At 63.5% G+C, this 15,499-nt stretch carries 14 protein-coding genes, 1 tRNA gene, 2 pseudogenes and 1 riboswitch; of the genes and pseudogenes, 10 read left to right on the top strand and 7 right to left on the bottom strand.

Annotated elements, in window-relative coordinates; all coding sequences use genetic code 11:
* Positions 1-7: 7 nt before the first annotated feature.
* Genes N4J17_RS08560 through N4J17_RS08540 form a run of 5 tightly spaced genes read right to left on the bottom strand, consistent with a single transcriptional unit; the run spans position 8 to position 3,191 of the window.
* Positions 8-673 carry a precorrin-8X methylmutase gene (locus N4J17_RS08560; protein ID WP_198323795.1) on the bottom strand — a complete coding sequence of 222 codons (666 nt, stop codon included), beginning with the start codon at positions 671-673 and terminating at the stop codon, positions 8-10.
* Positions 670-1,521 (bottom strand): sirohydrochlorin chelatase, encoded by an 852-nt coding sequence (locus tag N4J17_RS08555; RefSeq protein WP_198323796.1) that lies wholly within the window; start codon positions 1,519-1,521, stop codon positions 670-672. Before N4J17_RS08555 ends, N4J17_RS08560 begins: the two co-directional genes overlap by 4 nt.
* A complete protein-coding gene (gene cobM, locus N4J17_RS08550; protein WP_198323797.1) occupies positions 1,518-2,321 on the bottom strand; it encodes a precorrin-4 C(11)-methyltransferase in 804 nt (267 codons plus the stop codon). The genes N4J17_RS08555 and cobM overlap by 4 nt, the downstream gene beginning before the upstream one ends.
* A 13-nt stretch (positions 2,322-2,334) precedes the next feature.
* Positions 2,335-2,997 carry a CbtA family protein gene (locus tag N4J17_RS08545; RefSeq protein ID WP_232470650.1) on the bottom strand — a complete coding sequence of 221 codons (663 nt, stop codon included), beginning with the start codon at positions 2,995-2,997 and terminating at the stop codon, positions 2,335-2,337.
* A gap of 17 nt (positions 2,998-3,014) precedes the next feature.
* Positions 3,015-3,191, bottom strand: a complete 177-nt coding sequence (locus N4J17_RS08540) for a CbtB domain-containing protein (protein ID WP_198323799.1) — start codon at positions 3,189-3,191, stop codon at positions 3,015-3,017.
* 110 nt (positions 3,192-3,301) lie between these two features.
* Positions 3,302-3,535: riboswitch (cobalamin riboswitch) on the bottom strand.
* Positions 3,536-3,696: 161 nt separating this feature from the next.
* On the opposite strand from N4J17_RS08540, the gene N4J17_RS08535 reads away from it, so the two are divergent.
* The 6 genes and pseudogenes from N4J17_RS08535 to N4J17_RS08510 all read left to right on the top strand — a co-directional run.
* Positions 3,697-4,641, top strand: a complete 945-nt coding sequence (locus N4J17_RS08535) for a hypothetical protein (RefSeq protein WP_277458197.1) — start codon at positions 3,697-3,699, stop codon at positions 4,639-4,641.
* Between the two features lie 34 nt (positions 4,642-4,675).
* Complete coding sequence (locus tag N4J17_RS08530; RefSeq protein WP_232470653.1) at positions 4,676-6,127, top strand: cobyric acid synthase; 1,452 nt, start codon at positions 4,676-4,678, stop codon at positions 6,125-6,127.
* A gap of 249 nt (positions 6,128-6,376) precedes the next feature.
* Positions 6,377-7,873, top strand: a complete 1,497-nt coding sequence (adh, locus tag N4J17_RS08525) for an aldehyde dehydrogenase (RefSeq protein WP_198323802.1) — start codon at positions 6,377-6,379, stop codon at positions 7,871-7,873.
* A gap of 26 nt (positions 7,874-7,899) precedes the next feature.
* A complete protein-coding gene (locus tag N4J17_RS08520) occupies positions 7,900-8,265 on the top strand; it encodes a DUF779 domain-containing protein (protein WP_198323803.1) in 366 nt (121 codons plus the stop codon).
* A 137-nt stretch (positions 8,266-8,402) separates the two neighbouring features.
* Positions 8,403-9,308 (top strand): annotated as a pseudogene (locus N4J17_RS08515) (hypothetical protein); the annotation flags it as partial.
* Positions 9,309-9,911: 603 nt separating this feature from the next.
* Positions 9,912-10,646 (top strand): annotated as a pseudogene (locus tag N4J17_RS08510) (IS3 family transposase); the annotation flags it as partial.
* Positions 10,647-10,868: 222 nt separating this feature from the next.
* On the opposite strand, the gene N4J17_RS08505 reads toward N4J17_RS08510, so the two are convergent.
* Together N4J17_RS08505 and cmoA are read right to left on the bottom strand one after the other, a co-directional pair.
* Positions 10,869-10,944 (bottom strand) — tRNA-Glu (locus tag N4J17_RS08505).
* A 99-nt stretch (positions 10,945-11,043) separates the two neighbouring features.
* Positions 11,044-11,772: a carboxy-S-adenosyl-L-methionine synthase CmoA gene (cmoA, locus tag N4J17_RS08500; RefSeq protein WP_198323904.1), complete on the bottom strand. Its 729-nt coding sequence runs from the start codon at positions 11,770-11,772 to the stop codon at positions 11,044-11,046.
* 73 nt (positions 11,773-11,845) lie between these two features.
* On the opposite strand from cmoA, the gene pcnB reads away from it, so the two are divergent.
* Genes pcnB through panC form a run of 4 tightly spaced genes read left to right on the top strand, consistent with a single transcriptional unit; the run spans position 11,846 to position 15,427 of the window.
* The gene (gene pcnB, locus N4J17_RS08495; protein ID WP_198323905.1) at positions 11,846-13,258 is read left to right on the top strand and encodes a polynucleotide adenylyltransferase PcnB; all 1,413 of its coding nucleotides are present in this window, start codon (positions 11,846-11,848) and stop codon (positions 13,256-13,258) included.
* Between the two features lie 12 nt (positions 13,259-13,270).
* Complete coding sequence (gene folK, locus N4J17_RS08490; RefSeq protein ID WP_198323906.1) at positions 13,271-13,768, top strand: 2-amino-4-hydroxy-6-hydroxymethyldihydropteridine diphosphokinase; 498 nt, start codon at positions 13,271-13,273, stop codon at positions 13,766-13,768.
* Complete coding sequence (gene panB / locus N4J17_RS08485; protein ID WP_198323907.1) at positions 13,761-14,570, top strand: 3-methyl-2-oxobutanoate hydroxymethyltransferase; 810 nt, start codon at positions 13,761-13,763, stop codon at positions 14,568-14,570. The genes folK and panB overlap by 8 nt, the downstream gene beginning before the upstream one ends.
* Entirely contained in the window at positions 14,567-15,427 is an 861-nt protein-coding gene (gene panC / locus N4J17_RS08480) for a pantoate--beta-alanine ligase (protein ID WP_198323908.1), read from the top strand. Before panB ends, panC begins: the two co-directional genes overlap by 4 nt.
* The last annotated feature ends 72 nt before the right edge of the window (positions 15,428-15,499 follow it).

Genomic DNA, 15,499 nt, shown 5'->3' with positions numbered 1-15,499 from the left:
CCGCCGCTTAAGTTTCCGCTTCCGCCAAGGCGAGCAGCGCGTGGAGAGCTGCCACGACGAGCGTGGAACCGCCTTTGCGGCCTTCGGTGACGATCCAGGGTACCGACTCCAGCGCGGCGGTCTCGGCCTTGGACTCCGCTGCCGCCACGAAGCCCACCGGCATGCCGACGATCAGTGCCGGGTTCACGCCGTCTTCGCGGACCATGCGCACCACTTCCAGCAGGGCGGTGGGAGCGTTCCCCACAGCGACGATGCCGCCGTCCAATAGCCCCGCGGCGCGCGCCTTACGCATGGCCTGCGCCGCTCGCGTGGTGTTTTGTGCCTTGGCGCTGGCGATCACGTCCGCATCGGCGATGAACTGGTGGACGCTCATGCCGAAATGGTCCAGGCGCGGCTTGGACAGTCCCACACAGATCATTTCGACGTCGGCGACCACGGCAGCGCCGGCGCGCACGGCCCGGATGCCGGCGCTGATGGCTTGTGGATGGAAGCGGGTTGAGCCATTGAATTCGAAATCGGCAGTGGCATGGATCATGCGCCGCACCACGTGCCACTGCCCCGGGTCATAGGCATGGGCGCCGACTTCGGCATCGACGATGGCGAAGGAATCGTGCTCGATGCGGCGGCCCGCTTCGGTGAGCTGTTCGGTGACGGTAACGTTGTCGTTATTCATGCGGCGCGATGGGTGTGATGATGATGAGCGGCGCCGTGATCGGCGGCGAGTTCACGGTATTTGCAGCCGTCGCATTCCATCATGGCCTGGGCTGGTCCGGCGGCTTCGGCGAGGCGCTGTTCCAGCAGGGCGTAGATTTCCTCCTCGAACCCGAAATAGTCTCCCCGGGCGAAATGAACGCGCGGATATTGCTGCTGCAACCGTGCCACCTGGCGCTTGATGCGCTCAATGAGGGTGCCGGTGAACAGATAATAGGGCAGGACCACGATCTGCCCCATGCCCAGACGGACCTGCCGCTGCACAACCGACTCCAGCCGGGGATGGGTGATACCGGTGAAGGCGATATCCACCAGCGGGTGTTCCCCTTCCTCGAACAGCCAGCGCGCCATGCGCGCCACCTCACCATTCGCCACCCGATCGGAAGACCCGCGCCCCAGCAGCACGATGCCGGTGTTGCGCGGGTCCGGCATGTCCAGCTGGCTCATTGCCTTGCGCAGATTGCGCCTGAGGATGGCGAGAATTTCCTCGCAGGCACCGAGGTGACGGGCATAGACGAACTCGACCTGCGGGTGGCGCAGGCGTGCGTGCTCGATGGCTTCGGGTATCTCCATCTTCACATGGCCCGCCGCGTTGAGGATCAGCGGCGCTACGAGCACCCGGCCACCGTGGTGGGCGGCGCGGTCCAGCCCCTCGTTCAGCAGCACGTCGGCGAATTCGATGAAGCAGACCTCGATGCGCCACTCGGGCCGGCGTTCCCGCCACTTTGCGGCAAATTGCTCGATTTCAAGGTTACCGGCGCTTTCCCGGGAACCGTGGCCGATCAATAAAACAGTGTCCTGTGGATTCATACGGTTTTATCCGCCTGACGGAAACGATGGGAAAAACCGGCGTCGTAGAGCTTCGAGCGCCGGATGTCCGACCAGCGGCGCGCGCCCAGCGCCGGACTCACGATGATCATGGCCTGGCTGACGATGCGCTCGGCCTTGCAGCGCTCGCGGATGTCCGCTAGCGTGCCGCGCACGATCTTCTCCTCGCCCGGCCAGCTCGCCTTGTACACCACCAACACCGGCGACTCATCGGACCAGCCGGCATCGAGCAGGGCGTGCCGCGCCTCGCGCAGCAGGGTGATCGAAAGGAACAGGCATAGAGTGCAGTGATGACGGGCCAGTTCCCGCAGGGATTCGCCCTCGGGCATGGGGGTGCGTCCCTCGACGCGGGTGAGGATCACCGTCTGGGTGACTTCCGGCAGCGTCAAGCTTTCCACGGCCGCCGCGGCCGCGGCCATGGCCGAAGAAACGCCGGGCACGACGCCGATTTCGATGCCGGCTTCCTCGAGGGGCCGCGTCATTTCGACCAGCGCCCCGTACAGGGAAGGGTCGCCGGTCTGCAGCCGTACCACCACGGCGTGGCGTCGTGCCGCACTGATCAGCCAGCCGGTGATCTGCTCCAGGGTCATGCCCTTGGAATCCGCCACCACACAGCCGGGGCTGGCCCAGGCCAAGGCAGCTTGCGACACGAGGGAGCCGGCATAGAGGATGGCATCGGCGGATTCGACGAGCCGGCGCCCTTTGACCGTGATAAGGTCGGGATCGCCCGGGCCGGCGCCGACGAACCAGACTTTGCCGCTTACCAAGGTTTCCGCCTCCATGGAATATCGACGGTCAGTCCGCGGGACAGAAGCGCCGGAAAGCCGCGGCGGCGACTCCCCCCAGCACCCCCCAGAACAGGGCATTGCTCAACAGCGTGGCCAGCCTGAACTGGGTACGAAGCGTCTCCGGCGCCAGTCCCCCGCTCAGCGGCGGATGAGGCGCGCCGACCAGATGAGGCAAGACCAGCAGCAGGCCACCCAGTATTCGCAGTGGACGATGCTCCTGGAGACAAACCAACCCCAGCCCCGCTGCTGTACAAAGGGCAGTAGCCAGCCACCAGGCCTGTCGAGCGCCGAGTTCGGCGGCATAATCGCCTGGCAATTCCGGCGGCAGTCCCGAGCCGGGGGCGGCGAAGAACGCCACAAAACCGCCTAGCCCCCAGGCCAAGCCTTGCGCCATGCCCTTAGGCCGGCGCCACGCATACAACCCCGTCAACATCAGGCCATAGCCGATGCCCAGGAGGCCATTCCCCGCCGCCGTCGCGAGCAGACGCGGCCAGCCGGTTTCCAGTCGCCAGGCGTCCAGCCCCACCACAGGGTTTTCCGCCGGCGCCCCGGAGACGGCCGCCTCCTCGTAACTCTCCGCCTGGAGAATCAGCGGAGTCACCCAGAAGGCTTGCGCCAGAGTCAGCAGGAAGGCCGCTGATATCCCTGCCAGCACGGCTGAAAACGTCAAGGCGCGGAACATTCCGGTCAGTGGCAGGGAAAACCAGCGGAATGCCGGGTGTCGTGCGTCGCATCGTGCACGGCGGGGAGGGGCGAAAAACCGACGACGAGCACCAGCAAACCACCGAGCGCCAAGGCGGCGATCGCGGCGGCGCGGGCCCCGACATGGACCGGCAAGGAATGAGGCGATGTTTGTGCGTTCATGGAGACTTTCCGTCAAAAAACCGATTCGGACATGGACCGCTGGACGTGAACGCGCACCGTCGGCAGCGCCTGAAGCGCAATGCCACTGGGCCGCACCCGCCCGCCGCGGTTCAGCACCCCTGCCACAGGCCGGTCTCCGGGCTTGCAAGCGACACGGGCAGTGTCGGCCCATCGCCTTCCCGCAAGGCCAACCCTCGCAGTGGCGTCGTGATGGGATTTGACTCGCTTACCGTTGCGGGGGCAGCGCCGGCCTTGCCGAAGGATTCCCCCCTCCGCCGCACCGGCTTCCCGTTTAACCCGGACGCGGCGAATGCCGGCCGAGCACCCGAAAGCAGTCTTCACACTCTAAGAGATTTGTCCCATCCCGTCAAAATCCGTAACGATCGGGCTGCCGGCGGATGACGCCAAACCCTGCTATGCAAGAGCCGAACGAATGGCGAAAATTCGTCCTTTCGGTTTGGAACAGCCTTTCACTTCACCTCGCCATAGCGAACGCTTTCGACAAATGCCCTACATGCTTCCCATGGGCCGGGGGGATTCCTACGGACACCACGGAGAAATTCTGCAAGGCGCGATCCCTTCTTCGGCGCCCGGCATTCCGAGGTCGGTCCTGGTCACGCTGCCTTGCCGGCGCTACCGGGTTACCGTCCGCTTTTTCCCGGCCGCTGGAAACCGGTTGCAAACGATTCCCGCTGTCCGTCCCAAAGCGGCACGGGCGGCATTGCTGACATTGTCCTGCCTTGGATTTTCCGGTGTCGGCGGCCTGCTGTTCCTGAACGGTAACATCCCTGCCGGTCAGGGGCTCGGCTCCTCCAGTGCCGACGTCACGGCGACGATCCGGGCAGTCGCCGATGCCTGCGGACAGAGCTTGGCGCCTGAACGGATCGCGCGCCTGGCCGTCGCAGCCGAAACGGCGTCGGATCCGCTGATGTTCGACGGCACCGCCCTGGTTTTCGCGCAGCGCGAGGGGGTCGTCGTGGAACGATTCGACAACCCACTGCCTCCCATGGAACTGCTGAGCGTCCAGGACCCCGCCAACGGTAATGGAATCGATACGCTCAGTGGTACCCCACGCCATTACGATCGGCGGGAAATGGCCCGATGCGAGGCACTGCTCGAGAAATTGCGGGACGGCATTGCACGGAGCGATGCCGGCCTGGTGGGATCCGTGGCGACGGCCAGCGCACACCTCAACCAGCGGTTCGTCCCCAAACCCCGCCTCGATGAGCTCGAAGCCGTCGGCAGACATCACGGCGCACTGGGCGTCCAAGTGGCACACAGCGGCACGGTCATGGGGCTGTTGTTCCCGCCGGGGGGCCAGGAAGCGATCGTTGCAGCGAAACGACAGCTGGCCAGGCGAGGATGGAAGGTCGACCTGCCCGATCCCCCAACCTCTGCGTATGCCATCGCCCAGGATGTCGAGGACGGCGCCACCCCTTTCAGCCACTGACATGTCCCACTGTCTCCCCCGGGGTGCAACGCTGATGATTCAGGGCACGACGTCCGATGCCGGCAAGAGCACGCTGGTGACCGGCTTGTGCCGGGCCTTGTATCGCCGCGGTTTCCGCGTCGCGCCTTTCAAACCACAGAATATGGCCCTCAACAGCGCCGTTACGCCGCAAGGAGGGGAAATCGGGCGAGCCCAGGCGGTTCAGGCGCAAGCCTGCGGACTGCCACCCCATACGGACATGAATCCGGTCCTGCTCAAACCGTATGCCGATTGTGGCTCGCAGGTGATAATTCACGGCCGGGCCGTAGGCAATATGGACGCCCGCCGCTACCAGGAATTCAAGCCCAGGGCGCTGTCCGCAGTGCTGGATTCCCACGCCCGGCTCACCCGCCAATTTCAGGCGGTCATCGTCGAAGGTGCGGGCAGCCCGGCAGAGATCAATCTGCGGATGGGAGACATCGCCAACATGGGGTTCGCCGAGGCCGTGGACTGCCCGGTGCTTCTCATCGCCGACATCGATCGCGGTGGCGTGTTCGCCCACCTCGTCGGTACGCTCGAACTCCTTTCGGACAGCGAACGCGAACGCATCCGAGGCTTCGTCATCAACCGCTTTCGCGGGGATATCGGCCTGTTGCGGCCGGGCATTGAGTGGCTGGAACGGCGCACCGGCAAGCCAGTGTTGGGGGTACTGCCCCATCTGGATGGACTCTATCTCGATGCAGAAGATGCCTTGGTGCAGTCATCGCCCGCGGCGCACCGCAAGGACGCCCAATTGCGGGTCATCGCCCCACAGCTGCCCCGCGTCAGCAATCACACGGATTTCGACGCCTTGCGCATGCATCCACAGGTGGATTTCCACTTCGTCGGTACGGGCACACTGCCGCCGCCCACCGATCTCCTCATCCTGCCCGGAAGCAAGAACGTCCGGGGAGATCTCGCCTGGCTGCGCGGAGAGGGGTGGGAGGGAGCCATCCGGCGGCATCTGCGCTATGGCGGGAAACTGCTTGGCCTTTGCGGCGGGTTCCAGATGCTCGGCCGGGCGATCCACGATCCCTTGGGACTCGAAGGCCCACCCGGCTCCAGCCCCGGCCTGGAACTCCTGGATTTCGAAACGACGCTCGAACGGGAAAAGCAGTTGTGCAACGTCTCCGGAACGCTGTTTCTCGATCGCGCAAAGGTCAAGGGTTATGAGATCCATGCCGGCGTCAGTCGGGGGCCGGCCCTGGAGCGGCCCGCCTGTCGGCTGGAGCGGGGCCCAGACGGAGCAGTGTCGGACGACGGACAGATCTTGGGCACCTATGTGCATGGCCTGTTCGACGAACCCGAAGCCCTCACCGCCCTCCTCCATTGGGCCGGCCTGCCGCAGCCCCGGATGTTCGAAGTCGGTCGGGAACGCGAACGCGGAATTGACCGGGTTGCCGACGCCGTCGAAACCGAACTGGATATGGAAATGATCATTGGCCTGCTCACGGAGCAACTCCGCTGAGGGAGCCCGAATGCGGCCCGGCGAGGTACGGGGCTATCGACATTTTCCCACGGTCATTCCGTCCGACGCGGGAGGTGACGAACCCGCAGGTCGCAATGCATGAGCCGACATTCATCCTGGCCGTGAAACCAGCGCGGGCGGAAAGTGCTCGATTCGTTACCGGTCCGAGCCGCACTTGACTGACCGCTTGCCCGTATCCTATTTCTAAGCATGGATAATGGATAACGCAGAGAGCAGGAAATCTACATCATGATGACAGAATCACCGTTCAAACCCTGTTACGACAATTTCATCGGCGGCCGCTGGGTCCCCCCCGTCCGGGGAGAATACTTCGAGAACCTGACGCCGGTCACCGGCAAACCGCTCGGCAAGGTCGCCCGCTCCACCGCGGAAGACATCGAACTGGCCCTGGATGCCGCCCATGCCGCTGCCGCCGCCTGGGGCCGAACCTCCGCGACCATCCGGGCCAACACCCTCAACCGGATCGCCGACCGCATGGAAGCCCACCTGGAAACCCTAGCACTGGCGGAAACCTGGGACAACGGAAAGCCGATCCGCGAGACCCGGGCCGCGGATATCCCGCTGGCGATCGATCATTTCCGCTACTTCGCCGGATGCATCCGCGCCCAGGAGGGCTCGATTGGCGAACTCGATGCCGACACCGTCGCCTATCACTTCCACGAACCGCTCGGCGTGGTGGGACAGATCATTCCCTGGAATTTTCCGATCCTGATGGCGGCTTGGAAACTCGCTCCTGCCCTGGCGGCAGGCAACTGCGTGGTGCTGAAACCGGCCGAACAGACTCCACTGGGGATCATGGTGCTGCTGGAACTGATCGGCGACCTGTTGCCGCCCGGCGTACTGAACGTCGTCAACGGCTTCGGGCTGGAGGCGGGAAAGCCGCTGGCTTGCTCGCGCCGCATCGCCAAGATCGCCTTCACCGGCGAGACGACCACCGGCCGGCTGATCATGCAGTACGCCTCGCAGAACATCATCCCGGTGACGCTCGAACTCGGCGGTAAATCGCCGAATATATTCTTTGCCGATGTCTGCGCGCAGGAGGACGACTTCTTCGACAAAGCGGTGGAAGGGCTCGCGATGTTCGCCCTCAATCAGGGCGAAGTCTGCACCTGCCCCTCCCGCGCCCTGATCCACGAATCCATCTACGACCGCTTCATGGAACACGCCTTGAAACGGATCGCGGCCATGAAACAGGGCAGCCCGCTCGACCCGGAGACGATGGTCGGCGCCCAGGCGTCCGAAGAGCAGGTCGAGAAGATCCTCTCCTACTTCGAGATCGGAAAGCAGGAAGGCGCCGAATGCCTGATCGGCGGCGAACGCAACCTGCTGGACGGCGATCTGCGCGGCGGCTGTTATGTGAAACCCACGGTATTCCGGGGCCACAACCGTATGCGCATATTTCAGGAAGAAATCTTCGGACCGGTGCTGTCGGTGACGACCTTCAAGGATGAAGAAGAGGCGCTGACGATCGCCAACGACACGCTGTACGGGCTAGGCGCCGGCATCTGGACCCGCGATCTCAACCGGGCCTACCGGATGGGACGGGGCATTCATGCCGGACGCGTCTGGGTCAACTGCTACCATCTCTATCCCGCACACGCCGCATTTGGCGGTTACAAGCAGTCCGGCATCGGCCGCGAGAACCACAAGATGATGCTCTCTCATTACCAGCAGACCAAGAACCTGCTGGTCAGCTACAGCCCGAAGGCGGTGGGCCTGTTCTGAAAGCCCCTGACGCGCCGGCGCGGGTGGTGGCAAGCCCCGCCGCCCTAGCCTTGATCGGACGGCTGATCGCAAGGCACGGTCCGCTGATGTTCCACCAGTCCGGCGGGTGCTGCGACGGCAGCTCCCCCATGTGCTATCCCATCGGGGAACTCCTGGTGGGCAACTCGGACGTGCGGCTGGGAGACATCGGAGGATGTCCGTTCTATATGTCCGCGGCCCAGTTCGACTACTGGAAGCACACGCAGCTCCTGATCGACGTCGTGCCGGGCCGGGGCGGCATGTTTTCGCTGGAAGGGCCGGAAGGCCTGCGTTTTCTGACGCGGTCGCGGGCGTTTTCCGACGCCGAACTGGCAGCCCTGGAAGACGCGGAGCCGCCGGCTCGTGGGCCGTGAACCACCGCCCTGCCCCTAGGTGTCGCATCCCGGACGATCCTATAAGACGAAAGGCGTTATCCGTTATTCTATGCGCGAGCGCTGTTGACGGCGCATTTCGCGCCATCATGTGATATCGACGTAAGAGAGTCCGTCCCATGCAGATCGCTCTGCATAAACCAGCCCGCACGACCCCGGCAGCGCGAGCCGAGATAACCCCAAGTCAGGATCCCATCCGGGTGTTGGCGCGCCGGTACACCGTGACGGAGGCCACCGTCCGCCAGTGGAAATCGCGCACGGCGTTCAACGACCGGTCGCCCACGGCGCAGCGCCTGCAAACCACGCTGACCCCGGCGCAAGAAACCCTTGTGGTGTATCTGCGCAAAACCCTCTCGTTGCCCCTGGATGACCGGCTCGCCGTGACCCGCGAGTTTCAGCTTCGCTGCTCTTCGAGTCTGCCCCCGGCGGTGTCCCGCTCCGGGCGGGACCGCCGTCTGCGCCGTCACGGGGTCGGCTGTCGCCGTAACCTGCTGCCGCCCGTAGAAAAGGCGCCGTCCAAACCCTTCAAGGCCTATGCGCCGGGCTTTCTCCACAGGGACGTCACTCGCAGAGCAACGAAGTTGACTCGCAGAGCAACGAAGTTGACTCGCAGAGCAACGAAGTTGACTCGCAGAGCAACGAAGTTGACTTACCTGCCGCGGAGGCAGGACGGAACCTCGCGCCGTGACTTGTTCGTCGCGATCGACCGCGCCACCCGCTGGCTGTTCATCGCGGTCAAGCCGAACAAGACCGCCGCCTCCGCGCCGGCGTTCCTCAAGGCCCTGCACAAGGCCTGTCCGATCAAAATTTCCAAACGGCTTACCGACAACGGCAAGGATAAAGTCGCCGGCAGCGACTTTGGACCGCCGCGCGGGTCCCGAAGGGACGAACCCCTGGGAGGGGATGAGCCATGCACCGACCGTCCGTTTGGCAACCGCGTCCGGGCTCCTGCCGGCCAGCACGAATTCGATCAACTGGGCCACGCCTTGGGGATGGAACACCGCCTGACGCCGCCCCGGAGCCCCCACCCCTTTGCCGGGAGCAAAGGGGGACCGCCTTCGGCGGGCCCGCCGGGCGAGCCCCAAGGACGGGGCGGGCAAACCCAGGGGATGGTCGAGCGTTTCAATGGCCGCATCGCCGATATCCTCAAGACCCATCCCTTCGATTCGGCCCTCAATTTGCAGCAGACCCTGCACCGTGATGTCACCCTCTCCACTACCACCTGCCCCAATCCGCGCTCGGCAGCCAGACTCCGATCCAAGGCATGAAAGCCGGGTATACAACTCATCCCAATCTCTTTCATCGGCGTATTTATGATCGTCCGGGACGTGACACCTACCTTATCGCAGCCTGGAACAGCCGAAGAACACACCGACCCCAACCGGTTTTGCCGAACTCGAATACGCCAGCAAAAAACGCCAAAGCCGGTGGGAGAAGTTTCTGGCGGAAATGAGTTGTGTGCGTCTAGTTGTGCAAATTGGTGATCAGGTAAGTGGTTGATCCTGTTTGCGCTGTCGACGTCATGCAGGGCGCAGCCCGAAGCGACGGCGACAGCGCAGCCGCTTCAGGTATAGTGGTCCCTGATTTTGAGACACCGGTTTAAGCTGTCGTCGCGGGAGGACGATGGCATGACGGAAGGCAAGAAGCGCAAGGTGCATAGCGCGGAATTCAAGGCGAAGGTTGGACTGGAAGCGGCGCGGGGCATGAAGACGATCAACGAGATTGGGCAGCGGTACGAGGTGCATCCGGTGGGAGGTCAGGCAGTGGAAGAAGGGGATTCTGGAGCACGCGGCGACGCTATTCGAAGGCCAGCGCGGCCCCAAGCCGCCGGCGCACGCAGAGGAAGATCGACGGTACGAGGAGATTGGGCGGCTGAAGAGGGAACTGGACGGGCTCAAAAAAAGTCCGGACCATGAGCGCCGACACGAGAATGGGCTGGATCGAGCGGGAAGGCGGTCTGGCGCTGGTACGGCAGTGCGCGTTGGCGGGGGTGGCCCGCGCGACCTACCACGGCCGGCAAGAGACGGCGATGGAGTCGGAGGAAGACCTGCTGCTGTGCCGGCTGATCGACGAGGAGTACACGCGGCGGCCGTTTTACGGCCGCCGGCGGATGGTCGTGTATCTGGGGCGTCAGGGGCATGTTGTGAATCGCAAGCGAGTGCAGCGGCTGATGCGCCTGATGGGACTGGCCGGCATGGCGCCGGGGCCAGCGACGAGCGTCAAGCACCCGGAACACCGGGTCTATCCCTACCTGCCGCGGGGCATCGAAGTCACCCCCCAACCAGGTGTGGAGCACGGACATCACCTACATCCGGCTGGCGCGTGGCTTCGTGGATTTGGTGGCGATCATCGATTGGTACTCGTATTATGGGGAGACTGAACAACCGCCCCAGGGAGAGTCTGGGATACCCGACACCTGCTCAGGTATTCTTCCAATCAGGCGTTGCACTTCAAATTTGAAGCCGGGGGGGAATACCGGCCAAAAAATTGCGAACTCATTCACAGTGAACCACTCCAACCGTGGGCGATGTTTTCGCATTTTTTCCATACGGTTGTTTCCTTGAATGGCAACTGTTTGATTTTCATGGCGTCCCCAGGGGGATTCGAACCCCCGTCGCCGCCGTGAGAGGGCGGTGTCCTGGGCCTCTAGACGATGGGGACAAATTGCAATGTTGGCAGTCCCGGAGGCTTCCGGACACAGCTCAACCGTCTTGAGAAAAAGGAATAATACTACATAACTGCATACATCTCCAGATGCCCTCACTTGACGGACACGATGCCGACGAAGTTGTACCACTTGAAGAACACGTCGACGTAGCGGAAGCCGGCCAACTTGAGCATCTCGAGGTTCTCCGCCAGCTTGTACGGTACCAGGACGTTTTCCAGGGCTTCCCGCTTCTGGGCAATCTCCAGTTCGGTATAGCCATTGCGTTTCTTGAATTCGTAGTAGTACTTGATGAAGGAGCGATTGAAGAGAGAGCTCTCGCCCAGCACTTTCTCCACAAGGACCAGCGCGCCGTTTTCCTCCAGCCCGCCGTGTATCGCCTTGACCAACCGGTCGCGGTAGAGCGGGCGGACGAACTGCAGAGTCAGTATCATCAAGGCAAGCGATGCGTTCTCCATGACGATCCCCTGGTTCAGATCAGCATGGATCAGCTCGACGGCATTGGCGAAGGCGTGTCCGGCCATCTTGGCGCGGCATTGCGCCAGCATCTCTCGGGAGTTATCGACCCCCACGAGGGTAATCCCGCGTGGCCCAATGGCCTGGTCCAGGCCGATCAAGGTGGTGCCAGTGGAGCAGCCGAAATCGTAGATACGAGTGTCCGGCACGGCGAAATCGCCGGCCATCTCGGCAATCATGCGCTGCAACTCGGCATAGAAGGGCACCGAGCGTTCCAACATATCGTCGAACACGGTGGCGACGCCCTCTCCGAACCCGAAATCGTCGAGAAACGACAGCGATTGCCTGTAAATTTCGTCTTTAGACATGGGCTTTCGGATTTCGTCGAGTGGCGCAAAAACCGCAAGGGACGCTCGATTGAGCCGGTCTTTCACCTGGGTTATGATTCATATGCAACTTCCTATAACCAAACAACCAACAAATCCTCTGGAAATCGTCGCCTTCATCAAACGGTTGATCGGTGCGTTGCACCCCGCCACCGCGGCAGCACCGGATCCCGTTACCACCGGTCCGCGGATTTATTCCCGCTCCGAACATTCGATCTCGCGCACGCTGATCAGCGACAATGCGCTGAAGGTGCTCTATCGCCTGCGTAAAGCGGGCTATCAGGCCTACCTCGTCGGCGGCTGCGTGCGTGACCTATTGCTGGGGCGAGAGCCGAAAGATTTCGACGTGGTTACTGATGCCCACCCCGAGGAAATCAAGGCCGTCTTCCGCAACTGCCGGCTGATCGGGCGCCGCTTCCGCCTCGCCCATGTGCACTTCGGCGAGGAGATCATCGAAGTCGCCACCTTCCGCGCCCTGACCCGTGACCCGCACGACGAGCATGTTACCGAAGGCGGACGCATTCTACGCGACAACGTCTACGGCACCATCGAGGAAGACGCCTTCCGGCGCGATTTCACGGTCAACGCGCTGTATTACAACATCAGCGACTTCACGGTGATCGATTACGTGGGGGGGATGGATGACCACCGCAACGCATCGCTGCGGCTCATCGGCGATCCCGAACAGCGTTACCGGGAAGATCCGGTGCGGATGCTGCGGGCGATCCGCTTCGCGGTGAAGCTGGGCTTTACCCTGCATCCGAGCTGCGCCGAACCGATTCACCGTCTGGCGGATCTGCTACGCGACATTCCGGCGGCCCGGCTCTACGACGAAATCGTCAAATTGTTCCTAGCCGGATATGCGGTGCAGACCTTCGAGCAGCTTCGCCATTTCCGGCTGTTTGGCGCGCTGTTTCCGGAAACCGAAAGCTGCCTGGCCCGCGAAAATGGCGGGTTTCCCTTGACATTCCTGGCCAAGGCCCTGGAACGTACTGACCAGCGGGTGCAGGAAGACAAAGCGGTCGCGCCCTATTTCCTTTTCTCCGCCTTGCTGTGGGAGCCTGTGCGCAGCCGGGCCGAAGCCCGGATCGCCGCGGGCGAAAACCCCATCGTGGCCTATCAGGAGGCCGCCTCGGAAGTCATCTCCCGCCAGACCCGTCACACGGCTTTCCCCAAGACGATCGGAATCCCGATGCGGGAAATCTGGCTACTCCAGTCCCGTTTCGACAAGACGCAAGGGGGCCGCCCGTTCCGCCTCCTGAGCCATCCGCGTTTCCATGCCGCTTACGATTTCCTCGTTCTACGGGCGGAGACCGGCGAAGCCGAACCCGAGCTGGCGGAATGGTGGACCCGATTCCAATCCGCCGACGAGGTCGAGCAGAAGGCCATGACACGCACCGGCCGCAGATCAGGCGGAAAATCCAGGCCCCGGAAACGGCGCCGACGCGCCCCGGTGGCGGCGGCTTGATTCTTTTCGGGAATGAGCGGCGAAAGCAAGGCTTATATCGGCCTCGGCGCCAACCTCGGCGACGCAGCCGAAACCGTGCGGGCGGCCCGGCGGGCCATCGGCACCGTCCCCGGCGTGCGGGAGCTCGCCTTTTCCAGCCTTTACCGCAGTGCGCCGATGGGGCCGAGCGACCAGCCGGATTACGTCAATGCTGTCATGGCCGTTGCCACTTCGCTGGCGCCGCAGGATCTGCTCCACGCGCTGCAGCGGATCGAGCAGATCCACGGCCGCGTCCGCAGCGGTGAACGCTGGGGGCCCCGGACGCTCGACCTCGACCTGCTGCTCTACGATGATCTCGCACTCGACACGGAGACCCTGACGCTACCGCATCCCGGCATCACCAAACGGGAATTCGTCCTGTATCCGCTGGCGGAAATCGCGCCCGACCTCCACATTCCCGACCGGGGCCCCTTGAGAGAACTGGTCAGGAGCTGCCCCCGCCGGGGCCTTTCGGTTATCGCCCATGACTGATCCGGTGACTCTACCCGACCTGCTCGCCATGAAGCAGCGCGGCGAAAAAATCGCCAGCCTCACTGCCTATGACGCATCCTCCGCCGCCTTGCAGGACGAAGCCGGTGTCGAGCTCATCCTGGTGGGCGATTCGCTCGGCAACGTCATCCAGGGGCAGCCCACCACCTCGAGTGTCACGCTCGACCACATGGTGTACCACACCGCGTGCGTGCAGCGCGCAGCACGCCGTGCACTGGTACTGGCCGATCTCCCCTTTCTGAGCTATTGCACCCCGGAACAGGCGGTCCGCAGCGCCGCCCGGCTGATCCGCGAAGGCGGCGCGCAGATGGTCAAGCTGGAAGGCGGGCGGGAACGGCTCGGCGTGGTCCGGTTCCTGGCGGAACAGAATGTCCCGGTATGCGGCCATCTGGGCCTGCAGCCACAAGCCATCCACCGGCTGGGCCGCTATGCACTGCAGGGCCGGGACGCTGAATCGGCGACCCGGATGATCGAAGATGCCTGCCTGCTGGCCGAAGCCGGCGCAATGCTCCTGGTGCTCGAGTGCATCCCCTGGGAACTGGCGCAGGAAATCACCGCCGCAGTCGAGATTCCCACCATTGGCATCGGCGCCGGCCGGCACTGCGACGGCCAGGTCTTGGTCTGGCAGGACATGCTGGGCATGAGCGCACGACGCCTGCGTTTCTGCAAAGACTTCCTCGCCGGCAATGCAGGGGTTCGGGAGGCCGTCTCGGCCTATGTGCGCGAGGTCAAGGCCGGCACCTTTCCGGGCGACGAGCACAGTTTCGGCCGCGACGGCCCATGAAAATCGTCTTCACCAAAACGGAGCTGGAAGCCGCCATGGCGCCCTGGCGGGCGGCAGGTGAGAGCATCGCGTTCGTGCCCACGATGGGCAACCTGCACGCAGGCCATCTGCATCTAGTCGACACAGCGAAGATCAAAGCCCGCCGGGTAGTGGTCAGCATCTTCGTCAATCCGACCCAGTTCGGACCCAGCGAAGATCTGGCCGCCTATCCCCGCACGCCCGAACAGGACATCGAACGGCTGCGCGCCCAGCAGGCCGACCTGCTGTACCTGCCCGATGTCGCCGACGTCTACCCTGATGACGGCCAGCCGACCACCGTCGTCGAAGTGCCCGGCCTGTCGGAACGGCTCTGCGGAGCATTCCGGCCCGGTCATTTCCGCGGCGTCGCCACCGTGGTCTGCAAACTGTTGAACCGTGTCCGGCCTGACCTCGCCCTGTTCGGCGAAAAAGACTTTCAGCAACTGACCCTCATCCGCAAAATGGTGCGCGACCTCGACATGGCCGTGACGATCGTGGGCGTTCCGACGGTACGCGAGCCCAGTGGCCTGGCCATGAGCTCCCGCAACACTTATCTCAGCCCGGAGCAAAAGGAGCGTGCCGCCCTCATCTTCCGCACCCTCAATCAGGCCGCCGAGGCCGTGCGCGCGGGAGAACGGGACTATTCCCGCATTGAGCAGGAAGCCAGCGCGGCACTCGAAGCCGGCGGCTTTTCGGTCGATTATGTCAGCATCCGGCGACAGCAGGACCTTGCTGTACCTTCGGCAGAAGACAACGCGCTCGTGATCCTGGCGGCGGCGCATCTGGGCAAGGCAAGACTGATCGACAACGTCCTAATTTCCCTGAACTCAACCCATTGATGAAACGGGTTGTTTCAGATTCTCCACAGTCGCCGGATTGCTACACTCCGGCCCATCCGGCATAATCCCTGG

Origin of the sequence: Methylococcus capsulatus (assembly GCF_036864975.1) — a bacterium.
GTDB lineage: Bacteria > Pseudomonadota > Gammaproteobacteria > Methylococcales > Methylococcaceae > Methylococcus.
This window is presented reverse-complemented; position numbering and strand designations above follow the sequence as displayed.

Coding starts and splice junctions, on each gene's coding strand:
- N4J17_RS08560 (WP_198323795.1), bottom strand. CDS start 673: ATGAATAACGACAACGTTACCGTCACCGAACAGCTCACCGAAGCGGGC.
- N4J17_RS08555 (WP_198323796.1), bottom strand. CDS start 1,521: ATGAATCCACAGGACACTGTTTTATTGATCGGCCACGGTTCCCGGGAA.
- cobM (WP_198323797.1), bottom strand. CDS start 2,321: ATGGAGGCGGAAACCTTGGTAAGCGGCAAAGTCTGGTTCGTCGGCGCC.
- N4J17_RS08540 (WP_198323799.1), bottom strand. CDS start 3,191: ATGAACGCACAAACATCGCCTCATTCCTTGCCGGTCCATGTCGGGGCC.
- N4J17_RS08535 (WP_277458197.1), top strand. CDS start 3,697: ATGCCCTACATGCTTCCCATGGGCCGGGGGGATTCCTACGGACACCAC.
- N4J17_RS08530 (WP_232470653.1), top strand. CDS start 4,676: ATGATTCAGGGCACGACGTCCGATGCCGGCAAGAGCACGCTGGTGACC.
- adh (WP_198323802.1), top strand. CDS start 6,377: ATGATGACAGAATCACCGTTCAAACCCTGTTACGACAATTTCATCGGC.
- cmoA (WP_198323904.1), bottom strand. CDS start 11,772: ATGTCTAAAGACGAAATTTACAGGCAATCGCTGTCGTTTCTCGACGAT.
- pcnB (WP_198323905.1), top strand. CDS start 11,846: ATGATTCATATGCAACTTCCTATAACCAAACAACCAACAAATCCTCTG.
- folK (WP_198323906.1), top strand. CDS start 13,271: ATGAGCGGCGAAAGCAAGGCTTATATCGGCCTCGGCGCCAACCTCGGC.
- panB (WP_198323907.1), top strand. CDS start 13,761: ATGACTGATCCGGTGACTCTACCCGACCTGCTCGCCATGAAGCAGCGC.
- panC (WP_198323908.1), top strand. CDS start 14,567: ATGAAAATCGTCTTCACCAAAACGGAGCTGGAAGCCGCCATGGCGCCC.